The organism is Neobacillus mesonae (genome assembly GCF_001636315.1).
In the GTDB taxonomy this organism is placed as follows: domain Bacteria; phylum Bacillota; class Bacilli; order Bacillales; family Cytobacillaceae; genus Neobacillus; species Neobacillus mesonae.
This window is the reverse complement of record NZ_KV440949.1, coordinates 3,921,056-3,943,555: the sequence shown is the minus strand read 5'-3', so window position 1 is coordinate 3,943,555 and position 22,500 is coordinate 3,921,056. Positions and strand designations below refer to the sequence as shown.

At 41.1% G+C, this 22,500-nt stretch carries 22 protein-coding genes; 7 read left to right on the top strand and 15 right to left on the bottom strand.

Annotated elements, in window-relative coordinates:
- Positions 1 to 220: 220 nt before the first annotated feature.
- Together A6749_RS18365 and A6749_RS18360 are read right to left on the bottom strand one after the other, a co-directional pair.
- Positions 221 to 1,312 carry a PfkB family carbohydrate kinase gene (locus A6749_RS18365; protein ID WP_066393581.1) on the bottom strand — a complete coding sequence of 364 codons (1,092 nt, stop codon included), beginning with the start codon at positions 1,310 to 1,312 and terminating at the stop codon, positions 221 to 223.
- 305 nt (positions 1,313 to 1,617) lie between these two features.
- Positions 1,618 to 1,992 carry a DnaJ family domain-containing protein gene (locus A6749_RS18360; RefSeq protein WP_066393570.1) on the bottom strand — a complete coding sequence of 125 codons (375 nt, stop codon included), beginning with the start codon at positions 1,990 to 1,992 and terminating at the stop codon, positions 1,618 to 1,620.
- Between the two features lie 140 nt (positions 1,993 to 2,132).
- On the opposite strand from A6749_RS18360, the gene A6749_RS18355 reads away from it, so the two are divergent.
- Positions 2,133 to 2,336, top strand: a complete 204-nt coding sequence (locus A6749_RS18355; protein ID WP_066393562.1) for a hypothetical protein — start codon at positions 2,133 to 2,135, stop codon at positions 2,334 to 2,336.
- 55 nt (positions 2,337 to 2,391) lie between these two features.
- Here the strand turns inward: A6749_RS18355 and hutH are convergent, their stop codons facing one another.
- Both hutH and A6749_RS18345 read right to left on the bottom strand, forming a co-directional pair.
- Complete coding sequence (hutH, locus tag A6749_RS18350) at positions 2,392 to 3,906, bottom strand: histidine ammonia-lyase (protein WP_066393552.1); 1,515 nt, start codon at positions 3,904 to 3,906, stop codon at positions 2,392 to 2,394.
- A gap of 881 nt (positions 3,907 to 4,787) precedes the next feature.
- Positions 4,788 to 6,977 (bottom strand): DNA topoisomerase III, encoded by a 2,190-nt coding sequence (locus A6749_RS18345; protein ID WP_066393541.1) that lies wholly within the window; start codon positions 6,975 to 6,977, stop codon positions 4,788 to 4,790.
- A 448-nt stretch (positions 6,978 to 7,425) separates the two neighbouring features.
- Between A6749_RS18345 and A6749_RS18340 the strand changes: the two genes are divergently transcribed.
- From A6749_RS18340 to A6749_RS18330, 3 genes are all read left to right on the top strand, one after another.
- Positions 7,426 to 8,658 carry an aminopeptidase gene (locus A6749_RS18340; RefSeq protein ID WP_066393538.1) on the top strand — a complete coding sequence of 411 codons (1,233 nt, stop codon included), beginning with the start codon at positions 7,426 to 7,428 and terminating at the stop codon, positions 8,656 to 8,658.
- 126 nt (positions 8,659 to 8,784) lie between these two features.
- The gene (mscL, locus tag A6749_RS18335; protein ID WP_066393528.1) at positions 8,785 to 9,186 is read left to right on the top strand and encodes a large conductance mechanosensitive channel protein MscL; all 402 of its coding nucleotides are present in this window, start codon (positions 8,785 to 8,787) and stop codon (positions 9,184 to 9,186) included.
- Positions 9,187 to 9,237: 51 nt separating this feature from the next.
- Entirely contained in the window at positions 9,238 to 9,876 is a 639-nt protein-coding gene (locus tag A6749_RS18330) for a Bax inhibitor-1/YccA family protein (protein WP_066393522.1), read from the top strand.
- Between the two features lie 20 nt (positions 9,877 to 9,896).
- Here A6749_RS18330 and A6749_RS18325 read toward each other — a convergent pair whose 3' ends face one another.
- The 10 genes from A6749_RS18325 to safA form a co-directional block, all read right to left on the bottom strand.
- Positions 9,897 to 11,228, bottom strand: coding sequence for an oligosaccharide flippase family protein (locus tag A6749_RS18325; RefSeq protein ID WP_066393513.1), 1,332 nt, complete (start codon positions 11,226 to 11,228; stop codon positions 9,897 to 9,899).
- A 139-nt stretch (positions 11,229 to 11,367) separates the two neighbouring features.
- Positions 11,368 to 13,122, bottom strand: a complete 1,755-nt coding sequence (locus tag A6749_RS18320) for an FTR1 family iron permease (RefSeq protein ID WP_066393510.1) — start codon at positions 13,120 to 13,122, stop codon at positions 11,368 to 11,370.
- Positions 13,123 to 13,194: 72 nt separating this feature from the next.
- Positions 13,195 to 14,499, bottom strand: a complete 1,305-nt coding sequence (gene efeB, locus A6749_RS18315) for an iron uptake transporter deferrochelatase/peroxidase subunit (RefSeq protein WP_153043037.1) — start codon at positions 14,497 to 14,499, stop codon at positions 13,195 to 13,197.
- Complete coding sequence (efeO, locus tag A6749_RS18310) at positions 14,500 to 15,354, bottom strand: iron uptake system protein EfeO (protein WP_066393503.1); 855 nt, start codon at positions 15,352 to 15,354, stop codon at positions 14,500 to 14,502.
- 189 nt (positions 15,355 to 15,543) lie between these two features.
- A complete protein-coding gene (locus A6749_RS18305; RefSeq protein ID WP_066393500.1) occupies positions 15,544 to 16,176 on the bottom strand; it encodes a response regulator transcription factor in 633 nt (210 codons plus the stop codon).
- Entirely contained in the window at positions 16,169 to 17,224 is a 1,056-nt protein-coding gene (locus A6749_RS18300; protein WP_066393499.1) for a sensor histidine kinase, read from the bottom strand. Before A6749_RS18300 ends, A6749_RS18305 begins: the two co-directional genes overlap by 8 nt.
- The gene (gene liaF, locus A6749_RS18295; protein WP_066393496.1) at positions 17,221 to 17,955 is read right to left on the bottom strand and encodes a cell wall-active antibiotics response protein LiaF; all 735 of its coding nucleotides are present in this window, start codon (positions 17,953 to 17,955) and stop codon (positions 17,221 to 17,223) included. Before liaF ends, A6749_RS18300 begins: the two co-directional genes overlap by 4 nt.
- Positions 17,956 to 18,099: 144 nt before the next feature.
- On the bottom strand, positions 18,100 to 18,744 hold the full coding sequence (locus A6749_RS18290) for a PspA/IM30 family protein (protein WP_066393494.1): 645 nt from the start codon (positions 18,742 to 18,744) through the stop codon (positions 18,100 to 18,102).
- A gap of 22 nt (positions 18,745 to 18,766) precedes the next feature.
- Positions 18,767 to 19,114 (bottom strand): lmo0954 family membrane protein, encoded by a 348-nt coding sequence (locus A6749_RS18285; protein WP_066393490.1) that lies wholly within the window; start codon positions 19,112 to 19,114, stop codon positions 18,767 to 18,769.
- Between the two features lie 142 nt (positions 19,115 to 19,256).
- Positions 19,257 to 19,871 carry a SafA/ExsA family spore coat assembly protein gene (safA, locus tag A6749_RS18280; protein WP_066393485.1) on the bottom strand — a complete coding sequence of 205 codons (615 nt, stop codon included), beginning with the start codon at positions 19,869 to 19,871 and terminating at the stop codon, positions 19,257 to 19,259.
- Between the two features lie 108 nt (positions 19,872 to 19,979).
- Between safA and A6749_RS18275 the strand changes: the two genes are divergently transcribed.
- The 3 genes from A6749_RS18275 (at position 19,980) to A6749_RS18270 (ending at position 22,262) form a co-directional block, all read left to right on the top strand.
- Positions 19,980 to 20,357 (top strand): DUF1360 domain-containing protein, encoded by a 378-nt coding sequence (locus A6749_RS18275; protein ID WP_066393480.1) that lies wholly within the window; start codon positions 19,980 to 19,982, stop codon positions 20,355 to 20,357.
- 100 nt (positions 20,358 to 20,457) lie between these two features.
- Positions 20,458 to 20,607, top strand: a complete 150-nt coding sequence (locus tag A6749_RS28455) for a hypothetical protein (RefSeq protein WP_161487157.1) — start codon at positions 20,458 to 20,460, stop codon at positions 20,605 to 20,607.
- Between the two features lie 125 nt (positions 20,608 to 20,732).
- Entirely contained in the window at positions 20,733 to 22,262 is a 1,530-nt protein-coding gene (locus A6749_RS18270) for an FAD-dependent oxidoreductase (protein ID WP_174842911.1), read from the top strand.
- Positions 22,263 to 22,317: 55 nt separating this feature from the next.
- Here A6749_RS18270 and A6749_RS29170 read toward each other — a convergent pair whose 3' ends face one another.
- Positions 22,318 to 22,452 (bottom strand): hypothetical protein, encoded by a 135-nt coding sequence (locus A6749_RS29170; protein ID WP_269085705.1) that lies wholly within the window; start codon positions 22,450 to 22,452, stop codon positions 22,318 to 22,320.
- Positions 22,453 to 22,500 lie beyond the last annotated feature (48 nt).

Genomic DNA, 22,500 nt, shown 5'->3' with positions numbered 1-22,500 from the left:
AACAAGGACTATTTGCTTATCCATTAATCAGTATTTTCATTATATCTAGTACTTTTATATCTGAGTGTTATTTTTTGTCATAGTTTTTAAACTTTCTAACTACTTTTTCCTCCATCCTTTTCCAAAATTCTACAAAAACCTTGTCATAATTAAAGGAAAAAAAAAATAAAGGAAGTTTAACGTCGAAACTTCCTCTATTTTCCACATAGTTTAAATTTTTTTAAAAACAGCTTTGAAACGCTTTAATCAGCTTTAAATGGTTTAATTCCGGATTCACCGTCTCTCCAGATTGAATCGTAATTAATGAACAGCTGATTCCAATTTTACATGCATTCTCTGTACTTAACCCTTTTAAATATCCAAATAAAATACCCGCAATCAGTGAGTCCCCTGCCCCTGTTACATCTGTTACTAAAATATCGGGGACAACAATGGCACCCGCTTCTCCATCCTTCGTAAAATAGATGATTCCTTGGTTTCCTCTGCTGATTACTACTTTTTCAACCCCTCGGTTAAGGATCACTTCTGCTGCGCGGAAGAAATCACCCTCGGTTTGTATTTTCAACTTTGCTAGTGCTTCTGCCTCTTTATGGTTTGCAATCAGCCATGTAACTCCTTCTAGTGATTCAGGCAGCTTTTCCGCCTTTGGTGCGGATACTGGAGCCACACAAAGCGGAATTTGATAGGCTTTACAGCTTGAAATAACTTGCTCGAGAATGCCCCCTGGAAAATTTGTATCAAGAAGTACCATCTCTGCATGTTGAAGGTAATGCATGTTTTTTTCGATAAAATCCTCTTCGACATCATCATAAATTCTCATGTCTGAAAGTGCGAGCAGCATTTGCCCTTCAGGATCCAGGACAGCCGTATAGGTCCCAGTTGATTTCCCCTCAATCACTTTTAATGGGGCTAAGTTCACAAATTGCTTCGTATTTTCATGCAGCCATTCCCCCTCTGAATCGCCGCCAATGTAAGCCAGCAGCGACGATTGAAGACCCAGGCGACCTAAATTTTCAGCGACATTACGAGCAACGCCCCCTCTTGACCTTGTGCTGACTGCTGGATTAGATGTTTCGTACGTTACCTGATTTAGCACCTGGACTTTTTGATCCACATTGGCACCGCCGATACAAACAATTTTTTTCTCCTCCGGAAGAATGAAACTGCGACCCACAATCCTTCCTGCTTGAATAAGCGAGACAATTGTTTCATTCACCTCTTCGAGAGAAAAACCAGTTTTATTAGCAATGGCCTGCTCTGATATAGTTGGATCTAATCTAATTATATTCAGGATCGTTTCTTGGTTACACATCGCAGGCTTCCCTCCCAAACTTGTTTGCAAAAAAATTGCTTTTAATTATGACGAAAATATTTGTCTAAATTGTGACAAATCGCATATAATGAAACTAAGTATAACAAATATTAATAATATTCTTACTATTGGTGGTGAGGCTTAATATGACAGTAATTCACGTATTAAATTTTTCCATTCCGATTGCTTTTATCGTATTTGCTGGCTTTATGCTTGATAGAATGTGCAAACCGGCTAATCATGAAGAAAAAGCTGGCGAAGAGTGACAACGGCTTACCGACACGCTCCTATCGCACAGCTTTTTTTTATTTGAGCTTGGTTTGTATCTTCATCTCATAGTTTTTAAAAAGGGACGAATTGGTTGTTTTTCTACGCTTTGACATCAACTGGTTGAATCGTAAAAGTTTTTCGTTCAGCTTTTTTTGCAGACCTGCCCATTCCGTGCTGTCGTCACACTTTTTGATTAAATCTTCAATTGTCATCATTTCCTGGCGTATACTGCTTTCTTCCTCAGAATACCCGGAATTTTTCAGTAATTTATAGGCCATCCGCAATTCTTCCGGAATATGTGATAGATCCTCCAGCTTTATCGGTTTCCCGTAACCTGGGAGATTTTCAAATTCGCCATCCTCGTAGGCCTTTTTAATACGGTCTTCTGAGATCATCTGAAACATATCCATGTCTTCAGCCCTCCTTCACAACCATTACGTTCATTATAACAAAAATTTGACTCTCGTTGAAAAATTAATGTCAAAATTTTTCGGTAATCATTTCCGTATGATAGGGAATGCTACTTTTGATGACGAAAGGAGTGTTGAGATTGGCACGTGGAGAACATTTTAATCATAAAAACAAAAATCATCCAGGAAATTTCCCTAAGCATGGCCTTCCGGCGGTAAAAACATCAAAGGAAGAATTTGGTGACGAGGAATTCCTAGTAACGCGGGAAGCCTTTAAGAATAGAGTGGAGGAAGAAGAAGTGCGCGGGGATACTGCCCGTTTGCTTCCAAAACAGAAAGATTAAAAAGGCGTGATGCGTTTCACGCCTTTTCCTATTTATTCGGTCAACTGTACCAGATTTAATTCAAACTCAAATTTCTGGTAAATTGGGAGAACTCTATTGTTTTCAGCCATTCGGCCAGTTTTTCAATATCCTTCGAGAAAACCCGGTCCTTTTTAATTGAAGTGACCTGCTCACGCCCTTTAATATAGAAATTCTTCGTATGGGCAGCCATTTTATCAACCCCACGGTATTCCACTGCCTGCATCGCGCAAATCATTTCAATGGCCAGCACTCGCCTTGAGTTTTGGATGATTTGATGAGCATGTCTTGAAGCTATTGTTCCCATGCTGACATGATCTTCTTGATTAGCGGAAGACGGGATGGAATCGACGCTTGCCGGATGAGCCAATGTTTTATTTTCAGAAACTAAGGACGCGGCAGCATATTGCATAATCATTGCCCCGGACTGCAAGCCTGGCTGTGGACTTAAAAATGGCGGCAGATCATTTAATTGCGGATTCACTAACCGTTCTATCCTTCGTTCGGAAATATTAGCAAGCTCCGCCACTGCAATTTTCATAAAATCCATCGCAAATGCAATCGGCTGCCCATGAAAATTCCCGCCGGAAATCACCATTTGTCCATCCTCAAAAATTAATGGGTTATCGGTTGCTGCATTGATTTCAATTTCCAGCTTTTCTTTCACATAATCAAGCGCCTGCCAAGAAGCACCGTGAACCTGAGGAATGCAGCGCAGTGAATATGCATCCTGCACCCTTAGCTCCCCCTGCTGAGTAGTTAGCAGACTGTCGCTTAAATATTTTCGGATTCTCGCTGCTGTATCAATTTGCTGCTTATAGCCTCTTGCTGTTTGGATTTCCTCGGCAAATGCATCGATAATTCCATTCAAGCCTTCAATTGTCATCGAAGCAATCAGTTCACTTTCATATGCCAGCTGCTCCGCTTCTAAATATCCGACGACCCCCATGGCTGTCATTGCCTGGGTGCCGTTAATAAGAGCAAGACCTTCTTTTGCTTCTAAAGTTATTGGCAGTAAGCCTTCCTGCTGAAGAGCCTCGTGTGCTTCCATCCGTTCTCCTTTGTAGAAAACTTCACCCTCTCCGATTAATACTAAAGCAAGGTGGGATAATGGAGCTAAATCGCCGCTTGCCCCAAGAGAACCTTGCTGCGGAATGACCGGAATAATATCTTTATTTACCAGCTCCAACAGCATGTCAATGACCACTGGGCGAATACCGGAGAACCCTTTTAAAAGTGCATTTGCACGAAGCAGAACCATCGCCTTAGCGACAACCTCGGGGAACGGCTCTCCGACACCGCAGGCATGTGAGCGAATTAAATTCAACTGTAAGTCTTGCACATTATCTTTATCAATGAGGACATCGCTAAACTTGCCAAACCCAGTTGTAATTCCATATACCACTCGTTCTTCCGAAACGATTCTTTCCACCGCTTCACGGCTTTTGGCCGCTGCCTTAATACTATCCTCTGATGCTTTCACCCTTTGCTGGCGAAATAATACTTCCTTCATTTCCTCTAAGGTTAAACTGTTTCCTGTTAATGTAATCATTAAATCCCACTCCTCTACCACTTTAGTAAAATAAAGAAAGAGGCTGGATTCCTAATCTCATTAGATTTGGAGTCCAGCCTCTCTATTGCCGATTTTAAAAAACACATTGAAATGTAAGCGATGCCTCATATTCTATCACCCATCATTAAAATTATTACTTTGATAATAATTGTATGTGAGAAAAACCATTTATGTCAAGGTATTTTTCTGAATTTTAGTACAATAGTGCTTTAGCAAGATAATAAATGAAAGGGATTTAATGTCGTTTTCTCGAGAGATTTGTTCCGAATAGCCCTCATTGAAAACATTTCTCCCGCTTTTTTCGTGAGTTTTGTTTCCAATAGCCCTCATTGGAATCATTTCTCCCGCTTTCTTCGTGAGTTTTGTTTCCAATAGCCCTTATTGGAATCATTTCTCCCGCTTTTTTCGTGAGTTTTGTTTCCAATAGCCCTCATTGGAAACATTTCTCCCGCTTTCTTCGTGAGATTTGTTTCCAATAGCCCTTATTGGAAACATTTCTCCCGCTTTCTTCGTGAGATTTGTTTCCAATAGCCTTCATTGAAAACATTTCTGCCGCTTTCTTCGTGAGTTTTGTTTCCAATAGCCCTCATTGAAAACATTTCTGCCGCTTTCTTCGTGAGTTTTGTTTCCAATAGCCTTCATTGGAAACATTTCTCCCGCTTTCTTCGTGAGATTTGTTTCCAATAGCCTTCATTGGAAACATTTCTCCCGCTTTCTTCGTGAGTTTTGTTTCCAATAGCCCTCATTGGAAACATTTCTGCCGCTTTCTTCGTGAGTTTTGTTTCCAATAGCCTCATTGAATGGTGGATTTAAAAAAAGGGACAATTCACCGTTTTGATGAATTGCCCCTTTTTATAGTGTTAATCAAACTTCAACCCTTTTAATGCTTCTGCCAAAGCATTATTCAATGGTTCTTCATCTTTTTGTTGGTTTTTTAGATACTTTTGCACCGTGCGTTTATCCACTTTACCTTTGGATTCTTTTTTACGGCGTGCTTCAAAAGCAGATAGCTTTTCACGATATCCACATTTACATGCGAAGATTTGACCCTCGCCTTCGCCGCGAAGCTCCAATTTTTTATGGCACTGCGGGCAGCGGGCATTGGTAACCCGCGATACATTTTTACGATGTCCGCATTCCCGGTCTTGGCATACGAGCATTTTTCCCTTTTTGCCGTTCACTTCAAGCATTGGTTTTCCACAGTCTGGACAATTTTTAGTGGAAATATTGTCATGTTTGTATTTTTTATTACTTGATTTAATTTCGGCAACAATTTCCTTTGTGTAGTTTTTCATATCGCTGATAAACACTTCTTTTTTCAACTTGCCATGAGCAATTTGATCAAGCTTTTGTTCCCACTCCGCAGTCAAAGCAGGAGATTTTAGCTCTTCAGGCACTAAATCTAACAATTGACGACCTTTAGAAGTAAGGTGAATGTCTTTACCACGCTTTTCAATTAAGAATGAATTAAAAAGCTTATCAATAATATCCGCACGCGTAGCAACAGTTCCTAATCCACCCGTCGATTTTAACGTGTCCGCAAGCTGCTTATTTTTTGTTTCCATATATTTCGTAGGGTTTTCCATTGCCGAAAGTAATGTTGCTTCATTAAAACGTGCAGGTGGATTAGTTTGACCTGATGTTTGCGCAATTAGTCTTACGTTTAAGGTATCCCCTTTATCGATGCGAGGTAAAATCTGTTCCTTTAAGTCATCAGCTGCCTCATCATCTTCAAACCGATTTTCGTATACTTCTTTCCATCCAGTGGATAAAATGGTTTTTCCCCTTGCAACAAAGTTCTCATCACCGATTTTTGCACGAAGCGTTAGCTGCTCATACTCGAATGCCGGGAATAACACAGCTAAGAATCGTTTAACCACTAAGTCATAAATTTTTCGTTCTTTATCTGTGAAGGCCGAGAAGTTTACATAACCTTCTGTAGGAATAATAGCATGGTGGTCGGATACTTTGCTGTCATCGACAAATGCTTTCGAAGCTTTAATCGGCTTGCTTAAAATCTTATTAGTTAACGGACGGTATTCTCCTATCCCACATGCTCTCAACCGTTCTGGAAGTGTTGCCACTATATCGGAAGAAAGATACCGTGAGTCCGTACGAGGATACGTTAAGACTTTATGCTGTTCATACAGTTTTTGCATAATATTTAACGTTTCCTTGGCAGAGTAACCAAATATCTTATTTGCATCGCGTTGTAGTTCGGTTAGATCATAAAGGCCAGGAGAAAAAGACTTTTTGGGCTTTTTCTCAATTTCTTTTACTATGGCATTTTGTTTGCCCAGTTTCTTTACAATCGCATCGATTTTCTCTTTATCAAAGCTGCGACTGTTCCCTTTTGCATCCTGCCATGTCAATTTTAAATTGTCAGATGTTTGGGCTTCAATGCCGTAATAGGTTTGCGCTTTGAAATTTTTGATTTCTTCCTCACGGGCGGCAATCATTGCAACAGTTGGTGTTTGAACACGACCGCAGTTTAATTGGGCATTGAACCGAGTTGTTAATGCACGCGTTGCATTAAGTCCGATATACCAGTCAGCTTCTGAACGAGCGACAGCTGAGGCATATAAATTGTCATAAGACTTACCAGGCTTTAAGTTGGCAAATCCATCTTTAATCGCTTTATCGGTAACAGATGAGATCCATAGACGTTTAATAGGTCTATTAACTTTTGCTTTATCGATAATCCAACGTGCGACTAATTCTCCCTCTCTACCTGCGTCTGTAGCCACGATTATTTCGGTGATATCATTTCTAATTAGTTGACTCTTTACAGCATTAAACTGTTTTCCAGTCTGTTTAATTACAGTCAATTTCAGACGTTCGGGCAGCATCGGCAGATCTTCTAAATTCCATGTTTTATATTTCATATCGTAACTTTCCGGATCAGCAAGGGTGACTAGGTGTCCTAGTGCCCATGTAACTATATATTTATTTCCTTCAAGATACCCATTTCCTTTTTTATTACAATTAAGTACACGTGCAATATCACGTGCGACAGAAGGTTTTTCAGCAATTACAACACTTTTTGCCATATTTAAAACATCCTTTCAAATTTCCGTAAGTTTAATATAACATACGTCAAAAATGGATTCAGTAAATCTGATGATTTCAATGTGTGGTTATATCAAGTAAGCCCCTCATAATAAGTTCGAAAATCCGTCAATAAATTGTACTAAATTGTTCACAATTACCTCTTTTAGTATTATAATTAGTGTGTAAATAATTTCAAATTAACGGGCGGTGGAAACAATGGAACTATCGCAATTCATGGCTCCTACATCAATTTCCGGCATGATTACGTTTATCGTATTATTTTCAGCAGGTGTTTATTTCAATTTAAAAGTATATGGCAGCAAACTTCAGTAGAGACAAATTCTTTACTGTTTTTTTTTGTATTTTTTCACCGATGCTTTCGGTTTCTTTTTCCAATGAAAGCCGTTACAATTAAAAAGGAAGATTCTGAAAAAGGAGAATATACATATGAGTGAATTTCAAAAGAACTTGGAAAAATACGCGGAACTGGCCGTGAAGGTCGGTGTTAATGTCCAAGAGGGACAAATTCTAGCTATTAACGCTTCTATAGATGCCGCTGACTTTGTCCGCCTTGCTGTTAAAAAAGCATATGAAGCGGGTGCATTAAATGTCATTGTCAATTGGAATGATGACATCGTTTCAAAAACAAAATATGATTTGGCTCCAGACGAGGCATTTGATGAATATCCAGAATGGCGCGCAAAGGAGCAGGAAGACCTTGTGAAGAAAGGCGCAGCCTTTATGTCTGTTGTTTCTTCCAGCCCTGATTTATTAAAAGGAGTAAAGCCCGAGCGGATTGCTAATTTTAATAAAGCTGCCGGTAAAGCGCTTTCGAAGTTTCGCCAGGCGATTCAATCAGACAAAATCAGCTGGACAGTTGTTGCCGCTGCTTCACCTGCCTGGGCTGCAAAAGTTTTTCCTGATGCTCCTAGCGACCAGCAGGTTTCTCTCCTTTGGGAAGCAATCTTTAAAGCCGTTCGTGTCGACAGCGAAAACCCGGTAGAAGCATGGAAAGAACATGACGAGACGCTTCACGAAAAAGTGAACTATTTAAATGAAAAGCGCTATGCTAAGCTACATTATAAAGCACCTGGGACGGATTTAACGATCGAGCTGCCGAAAAACCATCTTTGGGTCGGCGCCGGAAGCACCAATGAAAACGGTGCCCCATTTATGGCTAACATGCCGACAGAAGAAGTTTTCACCGTACCGCTTAAAACAGGAGTCAATGGAACGGTCGCCAGCACGAAGCCGCTCAGCTATGGCGGCAATATCATCGATCGTTTTTCGATTACTTTTGATAACGGAAAAATTGTTGACGTAAAAGCCGAGGAAGGCGAAGAGGTTCTTAAACATTTAGTGGAAACGGATGAGGGCTCCCACTATCTTGGTGAGGTCGCACTTGTCCCTTACGATTCGCCAATTTCCCAATCCAACATTCTTTTTTATAATACATTGTTTGACGAAAATGCTTCGAACCATTTGGCTATTGGCAGCGCCTATGCCTTCTGTATCGAGGGCGGCAAAAAAATGTCTTCTGAGGAGCTTAAAGAAAACGGGCTTAACGAAAGTATCACGCATGTTGACTTTATGATTGGATCAGCGGAAATGGACATTGACGGCATTAGCGCCGATGGCAAAAGCGAACCAATTTTCCGAAACGGAAACTGGGCATTTTAATATCGTATTCGATACAAGAGAGCGGCATTTGGCTGCTCTTTTTTATTTAGGAAAAACAACTATTGCAAACGGATGGCATCTATGGTTACAATTTGATTCATGTGAATAAAATGGGAGGAACTATTTATGTGGAATGAATTTAAACAATTTGCAATGAAAGGAAACGTTATTGATTTAGCTGTCGGGGTAATTATTGGAGCCGCTTTTGGAAAAATCGTTTCCTCGCTGGTTGATAATATTATTATGCCTATCCTTGCATTTATAATTGGAAAAGGTCATATCGACTTTTCCAAACTTGCCTTCGGAAACATAAAATACGGACTATTTATTCAAAACATTGTAGATTTCTTTATTATTGCCTTCTCCATTTTTATTGTTATCAAATTTCTTAACCGTTTCAAAAAGAAAGAGGAAAAGGAAGAGGCTGTCGTTGAAGAAGAACCAGATCGTACTGAAGTGCTTTTAGCTGAGATTCGTGATCTTTTAAAAGAAGATAAAGAAATTTTACGAAAAAGTGAAACATCTTGACCACTTCTTCGTATAACTTATTGTAAGACATTATTGATGAGGTGAAGAAAATTGTATAATACGCAAACATCGTCTGAATTTATGCCTTCTGTATTACGGACATTCGCCCTCTCCCTTGCCATAGCCTTTGTAGGTACCATGGCTGGAGTGTATGTACCGCCTAGTTTATTTTTACCGTTATCGATTTTAGAATTAGTCATGATTATCGCAGCTGTCTTTTTTAGACGAAAAAAGGCGATTTCTTATTCGTTCTTATATATCTTTACCTTTATCTCAGGGATAACATTGTATCCAATTGTCGCCTACTACGCATCAACAGCCGGAGCTAATGTGGTTATTAATGCATTTGCTACCACTGCGGTTATGTTTACAGGTATTTCGATTTATGCGGCGAAATCAAAACGGAACTTTTCCTTCTTAGGCGGATTCCTATTTGCTGCCCTGCTGGCACTCGTGGCAATTATGATTTTCAACATTTTCTTCCCATTAAGCTCAACTGGAATGCTTGCTTTCTCCTTTATCGGGGTATTAGTATTCAGCGGTTACGTTCTGTTTGACATCAGCCGGATGAAGCATCACGGTGTAAGACCGGAAGAAGTACCAATGATGGCATTAAGCTTATATTTAGATTTCATCAACCTGTTCATCAGTATCCTGCGTATTTTCGGAATACTTGGAAGCAGAGACTAACAAAAAGGGAGCTTGAATTTTCAAGCTCCCTTTTTCGTTAACGCACCTTTCATGAAGAACGTAACCCCGATTTTTTTACAAACCGTTAAATAATGCATTAGCGCCAGCAGGACCGACCCTGTGTTCATCCCGATAATGACTCCGTCCATCCGCCATTCCGGCATCGCTCCGAGCCAAAGAATAAGCCCAAATGAAATCACCGTCGACCAAATGATATGAATGAATGCTTCTTTAATCATATCGAGGCCAATCATAAACGCCTGAAGCGGCATTACAAAGTAATGAAACAAGAAGAATGGCCAAAGTAATTGCAAGTAAATCGCTGATGTGTTTGATTTGAAAAATAACGAAGTCAACTCAGGTGCAAAAAAATAAAAGAGTGTTACCGCGATAATGCCATACCCAAGCGTAAGTACCATAGCCTGCTGAAGCATCTTTTGCAGGCTGAAATAATCCCCATCGGAACTTGTTTTGGAAACGGCGGGAATTAGGACAATTAGCAACGAATGAGCAATAAATCCCGGGAAAAATCCGATGGAAATGGCTACTCCCATCAGCATTCCGAACTGTTCAGTGGCCTGCACGGCTGAAATCCCCGAATGTACTAATGCCGCTTTAATCAAGAAAGGCTGGATGGCACCGGTGAAAGCAGAAAACAGACGCATGGCGGTTGTTGGAATCGACACCGCCATTAAATTCTTTCGAACCATCTTCCTGTTTATATTAGAAAACGGCTGTTTTTTGATTTGCTGGAATTGGATGATGAACATGAAAACTAAATATAGAAAAACAACAATTTCACTGCCAATTAAGGTGCCGATGGCGATTAATAGCGATGATTCAGCATTGAATTCGAAGAGCCGGAACACCCCGAAAAGCACAATAAGCTGAACGACTTTTCGTAAAAAGTTTGAGATTGCGATTTTTCCCATCAGCTGTCTGCCCATAAAATAGCCCCTGGCGACCGAAGTGAAGGAAATAACGGGAATCAGGATGATGACAAGCCAGCGGACATAGGGATGATACGAATTGAAGACGGGAATGAATGGCAGCAGCATCGTCCCGATGACTAATAATAGACTCGTAAAAATAATCGTGATGGTGATGGCGTGATAGAGAATATTGCGGTGATAGCGCTCTTCGCGTTCGGCGATAAATTTGGAGATTGACACCGGCAATTCAAAACTGGAAATGAGGACAATTAAGAAAATGGTCGGCAAAATGGACATATACAAGCCCAAACCATGCGATCCCAGCTGCCTTGCTAGAATCATATTAACTAAAACTTCAATTCCCTCTCCTAAAAATGCGGTTACGGCCAAAAACAAGATACCCCGATAATAAATTGCCAATTTCAGATTCTCCCTTTGCTGTAGTCTCACTGATTTAAAGATTTACTTTATAATTTATGAGACAAGTCTAGAGAATAGTATAAAAAAGGGTGTCAGGCACCATGTGAATTTTTCACATGGTCCCTGACACCCTAACTTGTTACACATTCTTAGCCACTGCTCTTTTCTTCACAATCCAAGTCATAATGAAAATAAATACGACAAGCAGTAGTTGTGTTAAGAATGTTTCCCATGTTGGGTACATGCCAATCCAATCGATATACGGGAGGTTCTGCACCGTGCTCATGGACAGCACGTTTGAAATCTGAAGGGCATGGATACTTACCCCAAGAATTTTAAAGGCTAAAAGATAAATTAGAAGTGTTGCCACTTTAAAGAATAGACGGATTGGAATTTTGACACTGTAATGAATAATCAAAAAGCCGACAACACCAAGGATGGCGATTGCCAAGACAACGCCGATTATCAACTGCTGCAAACTGATATAAGGAGTAATTCCGGTGTAGAAAATAATTGTTTCCGCGCCTTCACGGAATACTGAAAGGAAACTGATCAAGGCAAAAGAAATGAGGCTTCCTTTAGCAATCGCCTGTTGCATTTGTTGATTAATATATTTATTCCAGTTTCCAATGCTTGATTTATTATGGAGCCACGCCCCCACTGTAAGCATCATTACTACGGCCACAACACCGGTTATGCCTTCAATATATTCGCGGCTGGAGGCGGCGACAATTTTTGAAAAAACTATATTGATGACAACCGCGAGAACCGCGCTGGCAAGGATACCTGCTGCCACACCTGCCCAGATCCACTTTTGCTTGCTGGCCTGACCCATTTTCTTAAGAAAAGCAATCAGGGTACCAACAATTAAAATCGCTTCTAACCCTTCTCTAAGTAAAATAAGCGCGGCATCCCACAAGCTATAATCAGTTTTGCTCGTTAACGGTGCCAGCCTTGACTGGAGATCCTTTAAGATTGCCCCGGCTTTATCGGAATCTACTTTTTGAGAGTTTAAGAGGCTGATTGCTGCCGGAATTTTTGTTTCGATATCATTGTACAGCTTGCTGTCCCGTGTTTGCACATCGCCCTCAACCATTGGCCAAATGCTCAGAATTTCATTTAAATCCGTACTTGCTTTTTCGTATTCCTTGTCTGAAATCGCGTTTTCCGCACTGCTTAATAAAGCGGCAACATCCTCCAGCGAGTGTTTGCCTTCAACACCCTTGGCTGTTTTTCCAGCTAGAAAATTATCCACTTCTTCCTTTAATTCATCAGCATTAACATTTGCTTTTTCGAGATCAGCAGGCTCTTGGGTAATCGCAATTCTGATGAGTGCTGTATATTTTTCGATATTCCCATATGCGGCAATACTCTCATCATGGACGACCTTTTCCGAAGCTGTCCATTGATTCATGATTGCTTGATAACGTGCTTTAAGTACCGCCCTATCCCCTTCTGCCAGTGCATCTTTAAAATTTGCAATCAGCGGGAGCAGCTGGTTAACTTTTTCTTTAGCTTTTTCCTTATCCACAGGATTTTGTTCCTGATCATATAAAACTACTGCACTTGACAGCGACGATAGACTTTTGGACAATGCTTGGCTGTCTACCTTTTTATCCACAAGCAGCCGCTGAACCTTTTTCAGTTCTTCATCCACGTTTTTTGCCTGCTTGCTGTTTTTCTTCTTGATTGACACCCATTCATGTCCAAATTGTTCTATGTTTTTAGCAACTGTTTCAATTTCTCCGGATTTTGCTTTCATTAAGCTGTCGCCAATCAATACAAATAGTTCGTCATGATTCACCACGGCGGCGGCTTGAGCATTCACAAAATTGGATGTTTGAAATAGAAGCATAAACGCGAATAGCAAAATAAATAGCTTCCCTATTTTCATCATGTTCTCCCCTTAGTTCAAAAAGCACAAGCGCTCATGACAAGAGCGCTGGACTAGTAATAAAGGACACTACTAATTAAAAAGTGTTTCCCCGATATAACCGCCCTTATTCGTCCCAGGTAAGCAGGCAAAAATCGCACTGCCGCGGTGTGTTGTGTATTCATTCAACTTATCCATGGTGGATAAGCGCTGTTGCATTGGAATAAATTGTTTACTTGGTGTCCGTTGAAAGCATAAGAATAATAGTCCGGCGTCAAAGCTGCCCGTCTTCACGTCCATTCCGTTTGAATAGGAATAGGCACGGCGTAATATTTGCTGTGATCCATCCCCATGTGATAAGCGGACATGCGAATTAACCGGGAGCACGTATTCACCGTTCTCTTTTTTACTCTTTAAATCGAGTTTATCAAATTCATTTTTTTGTCCAAAAGGCGCCCCGCTGTCGCGGTACCTGCCGAACGTATTCTCTTGTTCTCGTAAATTGGTTCGATCCCAGACCTCAATAAACATTTGAATTCGGCGCACCACCAAGTAACTTCCCCCTGCCAGCCAGTTTGGACCATCACCTGGCTGTACCCAGACATGCTGGTTTACCTCTTTTTCATTTTTTATATCAGGGTTTACGGTGCCATCTTTAAAACCAAAAAGATTTCTTGGCGTTTCATCCTTTGGATCCGCCTGTTTCGTCCGCTGAAATCCCGGCTGTGCCCAGTGTAATATTGCCTTTCCCCGGGCAATACGAATGAGATTTCTGACCGCATGGAAGGCTACCTGCGGATCGTCCGCACAAGCTTGAATACATAGGTCGCCTCCTGACCATTCCTCTTCTAACGCATCAAGCGGAAATTTTGGAAGATCGGCTAACTCTTTCGGCTGCTTATGTTTTAGTCCAAAACGGTCCTGGCCATTTTTTACAAACAGACTTGGCCCAACCCCGAAGGTAATAGTTAAATTGGATGCTGACAGTCCTGCTGCCTCGCCCGTATCTTTTGGCGGTAAAAATTCATTACTGGAGAGCTCTCCGACAGGTTTACCCTCTGTCATCATAGCCGCAGCCTCAGTCCATTCTTTAAAAAGCTTCACCAACGCCGACTTTTCCGCCGCCGTTACATCTAATGCCACAAAATAAACATGGTCTTGCGGTTTCGTAGTGATCCCGCTCTGATGTTTTCCATAGAATGGGACGATATCAGTTTTACCGGAACTGTTCGCTTTGCTTTCTGTCATCGAAAGCAGCCCACCGACCCCAGATGCTCCGATTAGGACACCGATTCCGCCAATACCGGCTGTTTTCAACACATCCCGGCGTGAGATTTTTTTCGGTGCTGGTGCTGATGCCGGTGAAGACATTTCTAAGTTGTTTTTACCGGTTGTCATTTAAGACGCCTCCGTTACAATTCCTATTTGTGAAAGTGGTTCGGCCAGCGCATCAATTGCCTGGCTTAACGCTTTTACCTCTTCCTTTGAAAGATCGGTATAAACTTTATAGCCGTCACCTTTTTTATGCTGATCTAACAAACTATAAACATCATCAAAACGAGTTTGAATTTCTTTTGAAAGCTCTTCGTCTTTCTTCTGTAAAGTTGGTTTTAATAATTGATAGATCTTTTCTGCGCCTTCCACATTGGCGACAAAATCATATAAGTCTGTATGGGAATAGCGGTCCTCTTCCCCCGTTACTTTCGAAGTGGACACCTCATTTAGCAGGTCAACAGCACCAGTAATTAATAAGTCAGGTGTTACTTCGACCGTGTCGACCTTTGCTCGTAAAAGGTTAACATCCTTCATCAGCTGGTCGGCAAATTGTTCATAACCTTTAGTCGTGTTATCTTCCCATAAACCTTTCTCAATTCGGTGGTAACCGGTCCACTCCGCTTCTGGAACATCGCCTTCACGGGCATCAATCTTTGGATCCAAATCACCGAATACTTCTGCAATCGGTTCCGCCCGTTCATAATGCATCCGTGCAGGGGCATACAGCTGCTTCGCTTTTTCGATGTCACCGTTTTTCACCGCGGTTGTAAATGCCTCTGTTGCTGTAACAAATTCCTCGATTTCGCCAATTGCATACTCACGATATTCATCTGTTACCCCTTTAAAGGAGTCTTCAACAGTTGTGGCTGCCTTCTTCGTTTTATCTTTGGCCGGAGCTTCCCCTTGATTAGAATTAGAACAACCGAATAACAAGCCGCTTGAGATTAATAGAATACTAGACACTTTTAATAATTTCATATGTATAAAAACCCTCCAACGAGATAATGATAATCATTTTCATTAAATATCATATCACTAATTGATAAAGATTTTCAATTACTTTTTTTATCCCTTTAGAAAGAAAACGGGTGTCAAAGAAAACGGGTGTCAGGCACCATGTGAAAAATTCACATGGTGCCTGACACCCGTTATATGAACAACAACCCGCTATTTCGTTAACGAGTGCTTGAATGCGTAAATTACAGCTTGGGTACGGTCTTGGACGTTGAGTTTGCTTAGGATGTTGCTGACGTGGGTTTTGACGGTTTTGAGTGCGATGTATAGTTCGTCGGCAATGTCCTGGTTTGTTTTCCCCTCGGTCATTAAGAGTAAGATTTCCATTTCCCGGCTGGTTAAGTCCTCGTGTGGCAGGTGCTCCGACTTCTTACGCATTTTCATCATCATTTTCCCGGTAACCTCTGGTTCAAGGACCGACTGCCCCTGATAGGTGGCGCGGACGGCTTTGGCAATTTCGCTCGCTTTCGACGTCTTCAGCATATAGCTTGTTGCTCCTGCTTCAAGTGCCGGATACACTTTTTCATCGTCTAAAAAGCTCGTCACAATAATAATCTTTGCCTCAGGCCATTGTTCAATAATTTGTCGTGTTGCTTCTATTCCATCCATTTCCTTCATAACCAAATCCATTAAAATGATATCAGGGCGAAGCTTTAATGCCATCTCTACACCCTTTTTCCCATTCTCCGCCTCGCCGACCACTTCAATATCCGGCTGTGCAGAAAGATAAGACGAGACACCAATTCTTACCATTTCATGATCATCGACAAATACTACTCTAATCATTTGCATCCACTCCATTAACCAGTACCGGGACCTTCACTTCCAGCCGCGTCCCTTTATTTTTCACACTAATCACTTTTAGCGTCCCGCCGATTTCCAAAGCCCGCTCATTCATGTTCTGCATTCCATAAGAGCCTGCTTTTCCTTCGTCCATTTCAAAACCGACACCATCATCGACAACCCGTAAAATCACCAGATCATCACGTTTAATCAACAACACATCCAGTTTCTCTGCTTTTGCATGTCTTAGTGTATTAGAAACAGATTCTTGGAGAATCCGGAATAAATGATCCTCAACCCCTTTATCAAGCGGGAAGTCTTCCACTTTCCATTTTATCTCCATTTCCACTTTTTGTGATAATTCGATTAACAGCTCCTCAATTCCTACCTGGAGCGATTTGTTCTTTAAAGCAACTGGCCTTAAATGAAGCAGCAGCGCCCTCATTTCAAGCTGTGATTGATGTATCATCTCTTCAACCATCTTTAGCTGTTTTGTTTCGGCCGTTTCCTCTGTATCCTGTTTTGTTTCATTGATCGCTGACATCATCATAGACGCCGCGAATAATTGCTGGCTGACAGAGTCATGGAGCTCCCTTGCAAGCCGATTCCGTTCCTGCTCAATGATTTCTTGGATCCTTGCCTCCTGATCCTCCACTTTTTCTGTCGCAAGCCGCTGCGCGTGTCTCGCATGCTCCGCTATTTGTTTGCCGATCTTCTCCATCCTTTTCGCAATAGTTTGCATTTCACTTACCGAAGAAAAGCCTTCCATATTGATATCATGGTGTTTCCCCTCTTCTAGTTGATGAAGTGTTTGTTCAATCAGACGCAGCCGATTTCTCCAATAAAGCCCCGCAGAGGTTCCAAAAAGAATTCCCATAGCAATACTAAAGGCTGGAATAAAAATAATTATCGGAATATCCATGAAATCCTTTGTCCACAATTCCGACCAGCTTGTTAATGGAAACACAAGAAAAAATGCACTGCTAATAAAAATCGCCATCAAAAAGGCAAATGCGACACCCCAGACAATTTGACGCCCCGTTGCACTCATATCCGGCTCACCTCGATGTTACCGACGATGAGCGAGGTAATGATTTTGACCTTTTGCTCGGCCCCCTCATAGCCAGGAGTTTTTACTTGAAATACTTGATTGAACATCTTGCTGTTCTGGTTTTCAAAAACCTTAGTCTTTCCAATTACAGAAGAATGGTTTACCGTCACTTCAACGTCATACGGGATAAAGATTTGGATATTACCAATTAAATTCCGAATTAAAATGACGCTTTCCCCTTTTGGAAGCATTGTGTAGCTAAGATCAATAATCGTATCGCCGATCCCGGTCTGGATATTGACATCATTCCATTCATAGACCCCCTGCGGCGTCTTCTGCTGGCCAAGAAACATATTATCAAATAACGTATCAGTTCTGATTAGCATTTCCGGTGTCTCAGTCTTTTCCGGTTCGGTTAGCTCCAGCTTTATTTTATTTGGCTGCTTTTTCGTATTTAAAAATTGTATAAAAAAATGCAGTAAGATTGCTAATAATAAAAACTTAAACGTCATCATGTTAAAAACACTGATGGCTAAAAAGAAAATCCCGCCATAAAACAGCCATTTTCCAGACGTTCTGCCTCGTCTTTTCCGGCCTAAATAAATCATTCCACCTGCGACAAAAAGAGAGAATATAAGCCCGTGGTTAAAAAATAATATTTCTAATAGCAGGATGACCACACCAAATACAACCAGCCATCCGGCATAGTCATTTTTATAGTTTTTGAACATCGGCCCTACCCTCTCCTTATATCGATGTGAATTGTTTTTGTTAAGTTGATATGGGCAAAAGGCGCAGAAACTCTACGCCTTCTTTTGTCCAGCACTTGCGCCTCAAAACAAATCTGCTTTTCTATAGGATACCATGATTACCCATTAAATGGACTTGCTTTCTTCTACTTTTGTATTTTTTTCAAGCTCCGCAATCCTGGCATCAATCGTGCTCCGGTAATATGAGCTATTCACTTGATGTTCTAAGCGGTCCAAATAGTTTTCGATCTCCTTAAATCTTGAATAAGATTTGTTTGAACAGTTATCAGACTCTAATACTTGATTGATCCGCTGATTGGCACGAGTGACATTCTCACGGCCCATAAGCTCCATCCGGCGTAGCTGCATATCCTTTAATTTATGCTTCATTTCTTCGTATTTACTCTCTAATTCCGCAAGCTGTCCGTTCACCTGTTCGAGTGAAGCCTTTAGGCGCTCAGCACGTTCCGCATATTGCTGATGCTCACTTGCAGTAAATTGATACAGCTCTGTTTCCCCTGCTTTCGAAGCAATTTCCGCTTGATACTTTCTTTTTTCTGCCAGTTCCAGTGCGTGATGATATTCTTTTGTGAACTCCTCTTTTAATTTATACTGACGCTCTACTAATTTTCTCACCTTTTCAGTTTCCTGCTCAGACTGGCGCAGGTACTGGTTCAATAAAGCAATTGGATTTTTGTTTTCTTTATGGTCCAAAGTCTCGTGTAAATCAGCCATCACAACGTTTTTAATTCTTGTAAATAAGTTTGTCATTTTTAGTTCGCTCCTTTGATTTTTAATAATTTTTCATTTCATTCCATTGTTTTTCAAAATTAGTAAATGGGTCCGATTCTTCTTTGATCTTGGTGTGTTTCTGCCCGTTCCATTTTTTATATACGAGGTATAGAACATAAGCTGCGGCTACACCAATGACGGCAGGCACATTATGGATCGATGCTGCAAGGACAATTACCCCAACAATCGCCAAGCCAATTTTGGCACCGGTTGATTCAGTTTTTAAAAACTGTTTCACGATGAAGTAAAGAAGCACCAAACTTACGGCTAACCCCACCATCGGGCCGATTGTTGAAAGTAATACAACTGCTGCAATCCCGCCAGCTAACAGTAAACCAAACTTTTTCATTTTATCTTCCACTTCCTTTCGCTTTCTTGATATCATCTTACCGCGTTTACCGGATTTCCATAATTGCGCCAGAGCTTGATTTTCATCTCGGTCCTAAGACGTAGAAAGGGTCAGTCTCCTTATGAAACTGACCCTTCATCATTTATTTAGCAATAAACATTTGCACCCAGTAATGTCCGTATGAACCGCCTTTGGCATAGCCGACTCCAATTTGATTGGTAGATGTGCTCAAAATATTGGCGCGGTGTCCCGGACTGTTCATCCAGGCCTTTACAACTGCCGCCGGAGTGGTCTGGCCTGCCGCTATATTTTCAGCTGCCGAGCGATAGGCAATACCGAAATTCTTAATCATGTCAAATGGGCTGCCATAGGTGGGGCTCGTATGGCTGAAATAATTTTTATCACGCATATCCATCGCTTTATAACGTGCTACACGTGATAACTCCCAATTGGCCGTTAAAGGTTTCAGCCCATTTTTTGCCCGCTCTTGGTTGGTCAATTGAATCACTTGATTTTCAATTGATTTTGTGCCGCTTAAATTAGGAATGTTTACCTTTTGTCCCGGATAGATCAGGCTCGGATTTTTAAATTGCGGGTTTGCACTAATCAATTCTGATAGTCCCACCTGATATTTTACGGCAATTTTCCAAAGTGAGTCGCCCGGCTGGACCGTATAAACTTGCTGGGCAAATGAAACACTTGGAATACAGAAAAGTGAGAGCACAAACAATAAACTTAACCAAAAAGTTTTTTTCATCTTTTCGCCTCCTCCGAATATATATTTTTGATTTCAGGCTCAAAATATACAGAGAGCAGTAACATATTTTTTGGAATGATTAGCCTGAGTGTTTTTGGGAGGACGCAAATGAAAGACATTTCTTGGATAACCTATGTTATGCTAATATTAGCAAGCTATCGTTTAACTCATTTAATCGTTTTCGATAAAATCACAGAATTTATCCGCCGGCCATTCATGAAACAGGTCCGGGTGGAAAAGGAAAACGGGACATTCGAAACGAAGGAAGTCCCAAAATCGATGTTTGGTTATCTTTTGAAATGTTATTGGTGTGCCGGTGTTTGGAGCGCTATTTTTATTGGTACTGGATATTTGCTTTTTCCGAAGGCCGCCTTTGTGTTTATCTTGATTTTTTCCATTGCCGGCGGCCAATCGATTATCGAAACCTTTGTTGGTGTCAATATTAAGAAGGTCGATTACTACTCAGAACTTAAGAAAAGGGAATAACGGGTCAATCTTGCTTGCAAGATTGGCTCTGTTTAGGCATATATCTTTAGATAGCAATATTTCCATGGTAGAATTGTTAAAAAAAGGAGGATAGATAGCGATGGGTTTATGGTGGATCACGTTGATTGGTTTAATTGTCATCCTTTTGGTTGCTGGGGGAACAATCGTATATTTCTTACGTCAGGCTTTTAATTCTGAAGATTCCTCCCGCGTTGATAAAATTAGCACGAACGACTCCGAAAAATCGTAAGTCTATCCAAGAACCTTGACAGATCAAGGTTCTTTTTTATTCTCAAAATAATGTTCCGCCATTACATGTTTTTTGCACATTAGGAAAAATTAAGCATGAGTTAAACATGAAACTGGAGGGTCATTATGAGTGCATCTGAAAAACTTCCCCAATTTCCTAAACCATATTGGCGCGAGTTAGAACTCCCTGAATTTGAATCGCTGAACGAAGATTTATCTGTTGATGTAGCGATTGTCGGCGCCGGTATCACCGGGATTACGGCTGCCTATCTACTTACAAAAGAAGGGTTAAAGGTTGCCGTTCTTGAAGCGGACCAAGTATTAAACGGAACCACGGGCCATACCACTGCCAAACTAACGGCGCAGCACAACATTATTTATGACGAATTCATCAATCATTTCGGCGAGGAAAAAGCAAAGCTTTATTACGAATCACATATGAATGCGATTCAATTTGTCGAAAATAAAGTAAACAACAAGGGAATTGATTGTGATTTCAGCAAGCAGGATGCCTTTGTGTATGCGACGACTGAAGAATATCGAGAGAAGCTGCGGACAGAATGGGAGGCCTATCAAAGACTTGGAATTGATGGTGCCCTAAAGGATACCATTCCCTTTAATATTCCTGTCAAAGGCGCCTTAATGATGCGGAATCAGGCCCAGTATCATCCGCTGAAATTTTTAAAATCATTATTAAATGAAGCAGTAAACTCTGGCTGTAAAGTATTTGAAAAAACAACCGCCACAGATATTGCGGATGATAAAACAGAGCCAAAGGTGTATGTCAAAGGCGGCCATAAAGTAATGTGCAAACACCTCATTATGGCCTCTCATTTCCCTTTTTATGATAAGATTGGGCTCTTTTTTGCCAGAATGTACGCGGATCGGTCATATGCCATTGCGATTAAAACAGACCAGGAGTACCCAGGAGGCATGTATATCAGCGCCGACAATCCGTCTCGATCCATTCGTTCAACACCAATAAACGGAGAAAACCTTTGGATTATTGGCGGCGAGAGTCACAAAACCGGCCAGGGGATTAATACCATGAAGCATTACGAAGCGGTAGCAGAATTTGCGGAAAAAACTTTTGGAGCAAAAGAAATTGTCTACCGCTGGTCTGCACAGGATTTAGTTACCCTTGATAAACTCCCGTATATCGGTCCAATTACCGAGGATCGTGAAAAGGTGTTAGTCGCAACCGGTTATAAAAAGTGGGGCATGACAACAGGAATCCTTGCTGGTCATATTTTAAGGGATTATGTATTAAATCGGGATAATCCTTATAAGGGGCTATACGGGCCGACAAGATTTCATGCTGACCCTGATTTAAAAAGCACCCTTACAACGGTCGGTGATATAGCCAAGCACTTTATTAAAGGGAAATTGGAATACACCGATAAGGATGCCGATGACTTACAGACTGGTCAAGGCTCTGTTGTGATGTACAACGGGCAAAGAGCCGGTGCATATAAGGATGAAAGTGGGAAAGTATATATTGTCGACACAACCTGTAAGCATATGGGCTGTGAATGTGAGTGGAATGCCGGCGAAAAAACATGGGACTGCCCATGCCACGGATCACGTTATGCCATCAACGGTGAGGTCATTGAAGGCCCGGCATTAAGCGGTCTTGATTTGCTGGCAGAAGAATAAGAACTGCTTTAAAAAAGTTACGCCTCCGAGCATTTGCATAGGAGGCGTTTTTCATCTATTTATCACGAGGGCGATTTCGTTTCATATCTTCGCCGGTTTCAAATTCCACAAGTTCGGAGCTTGTTTTCATCGCTTTTTTACGATTATTATTGCGCTGCGCATTAGCATTGCCTAATTTTGTTTTACCCACACAATCAACTCCTTTTTAAGAATTCATTGATAGTATGAGTGAAAACAG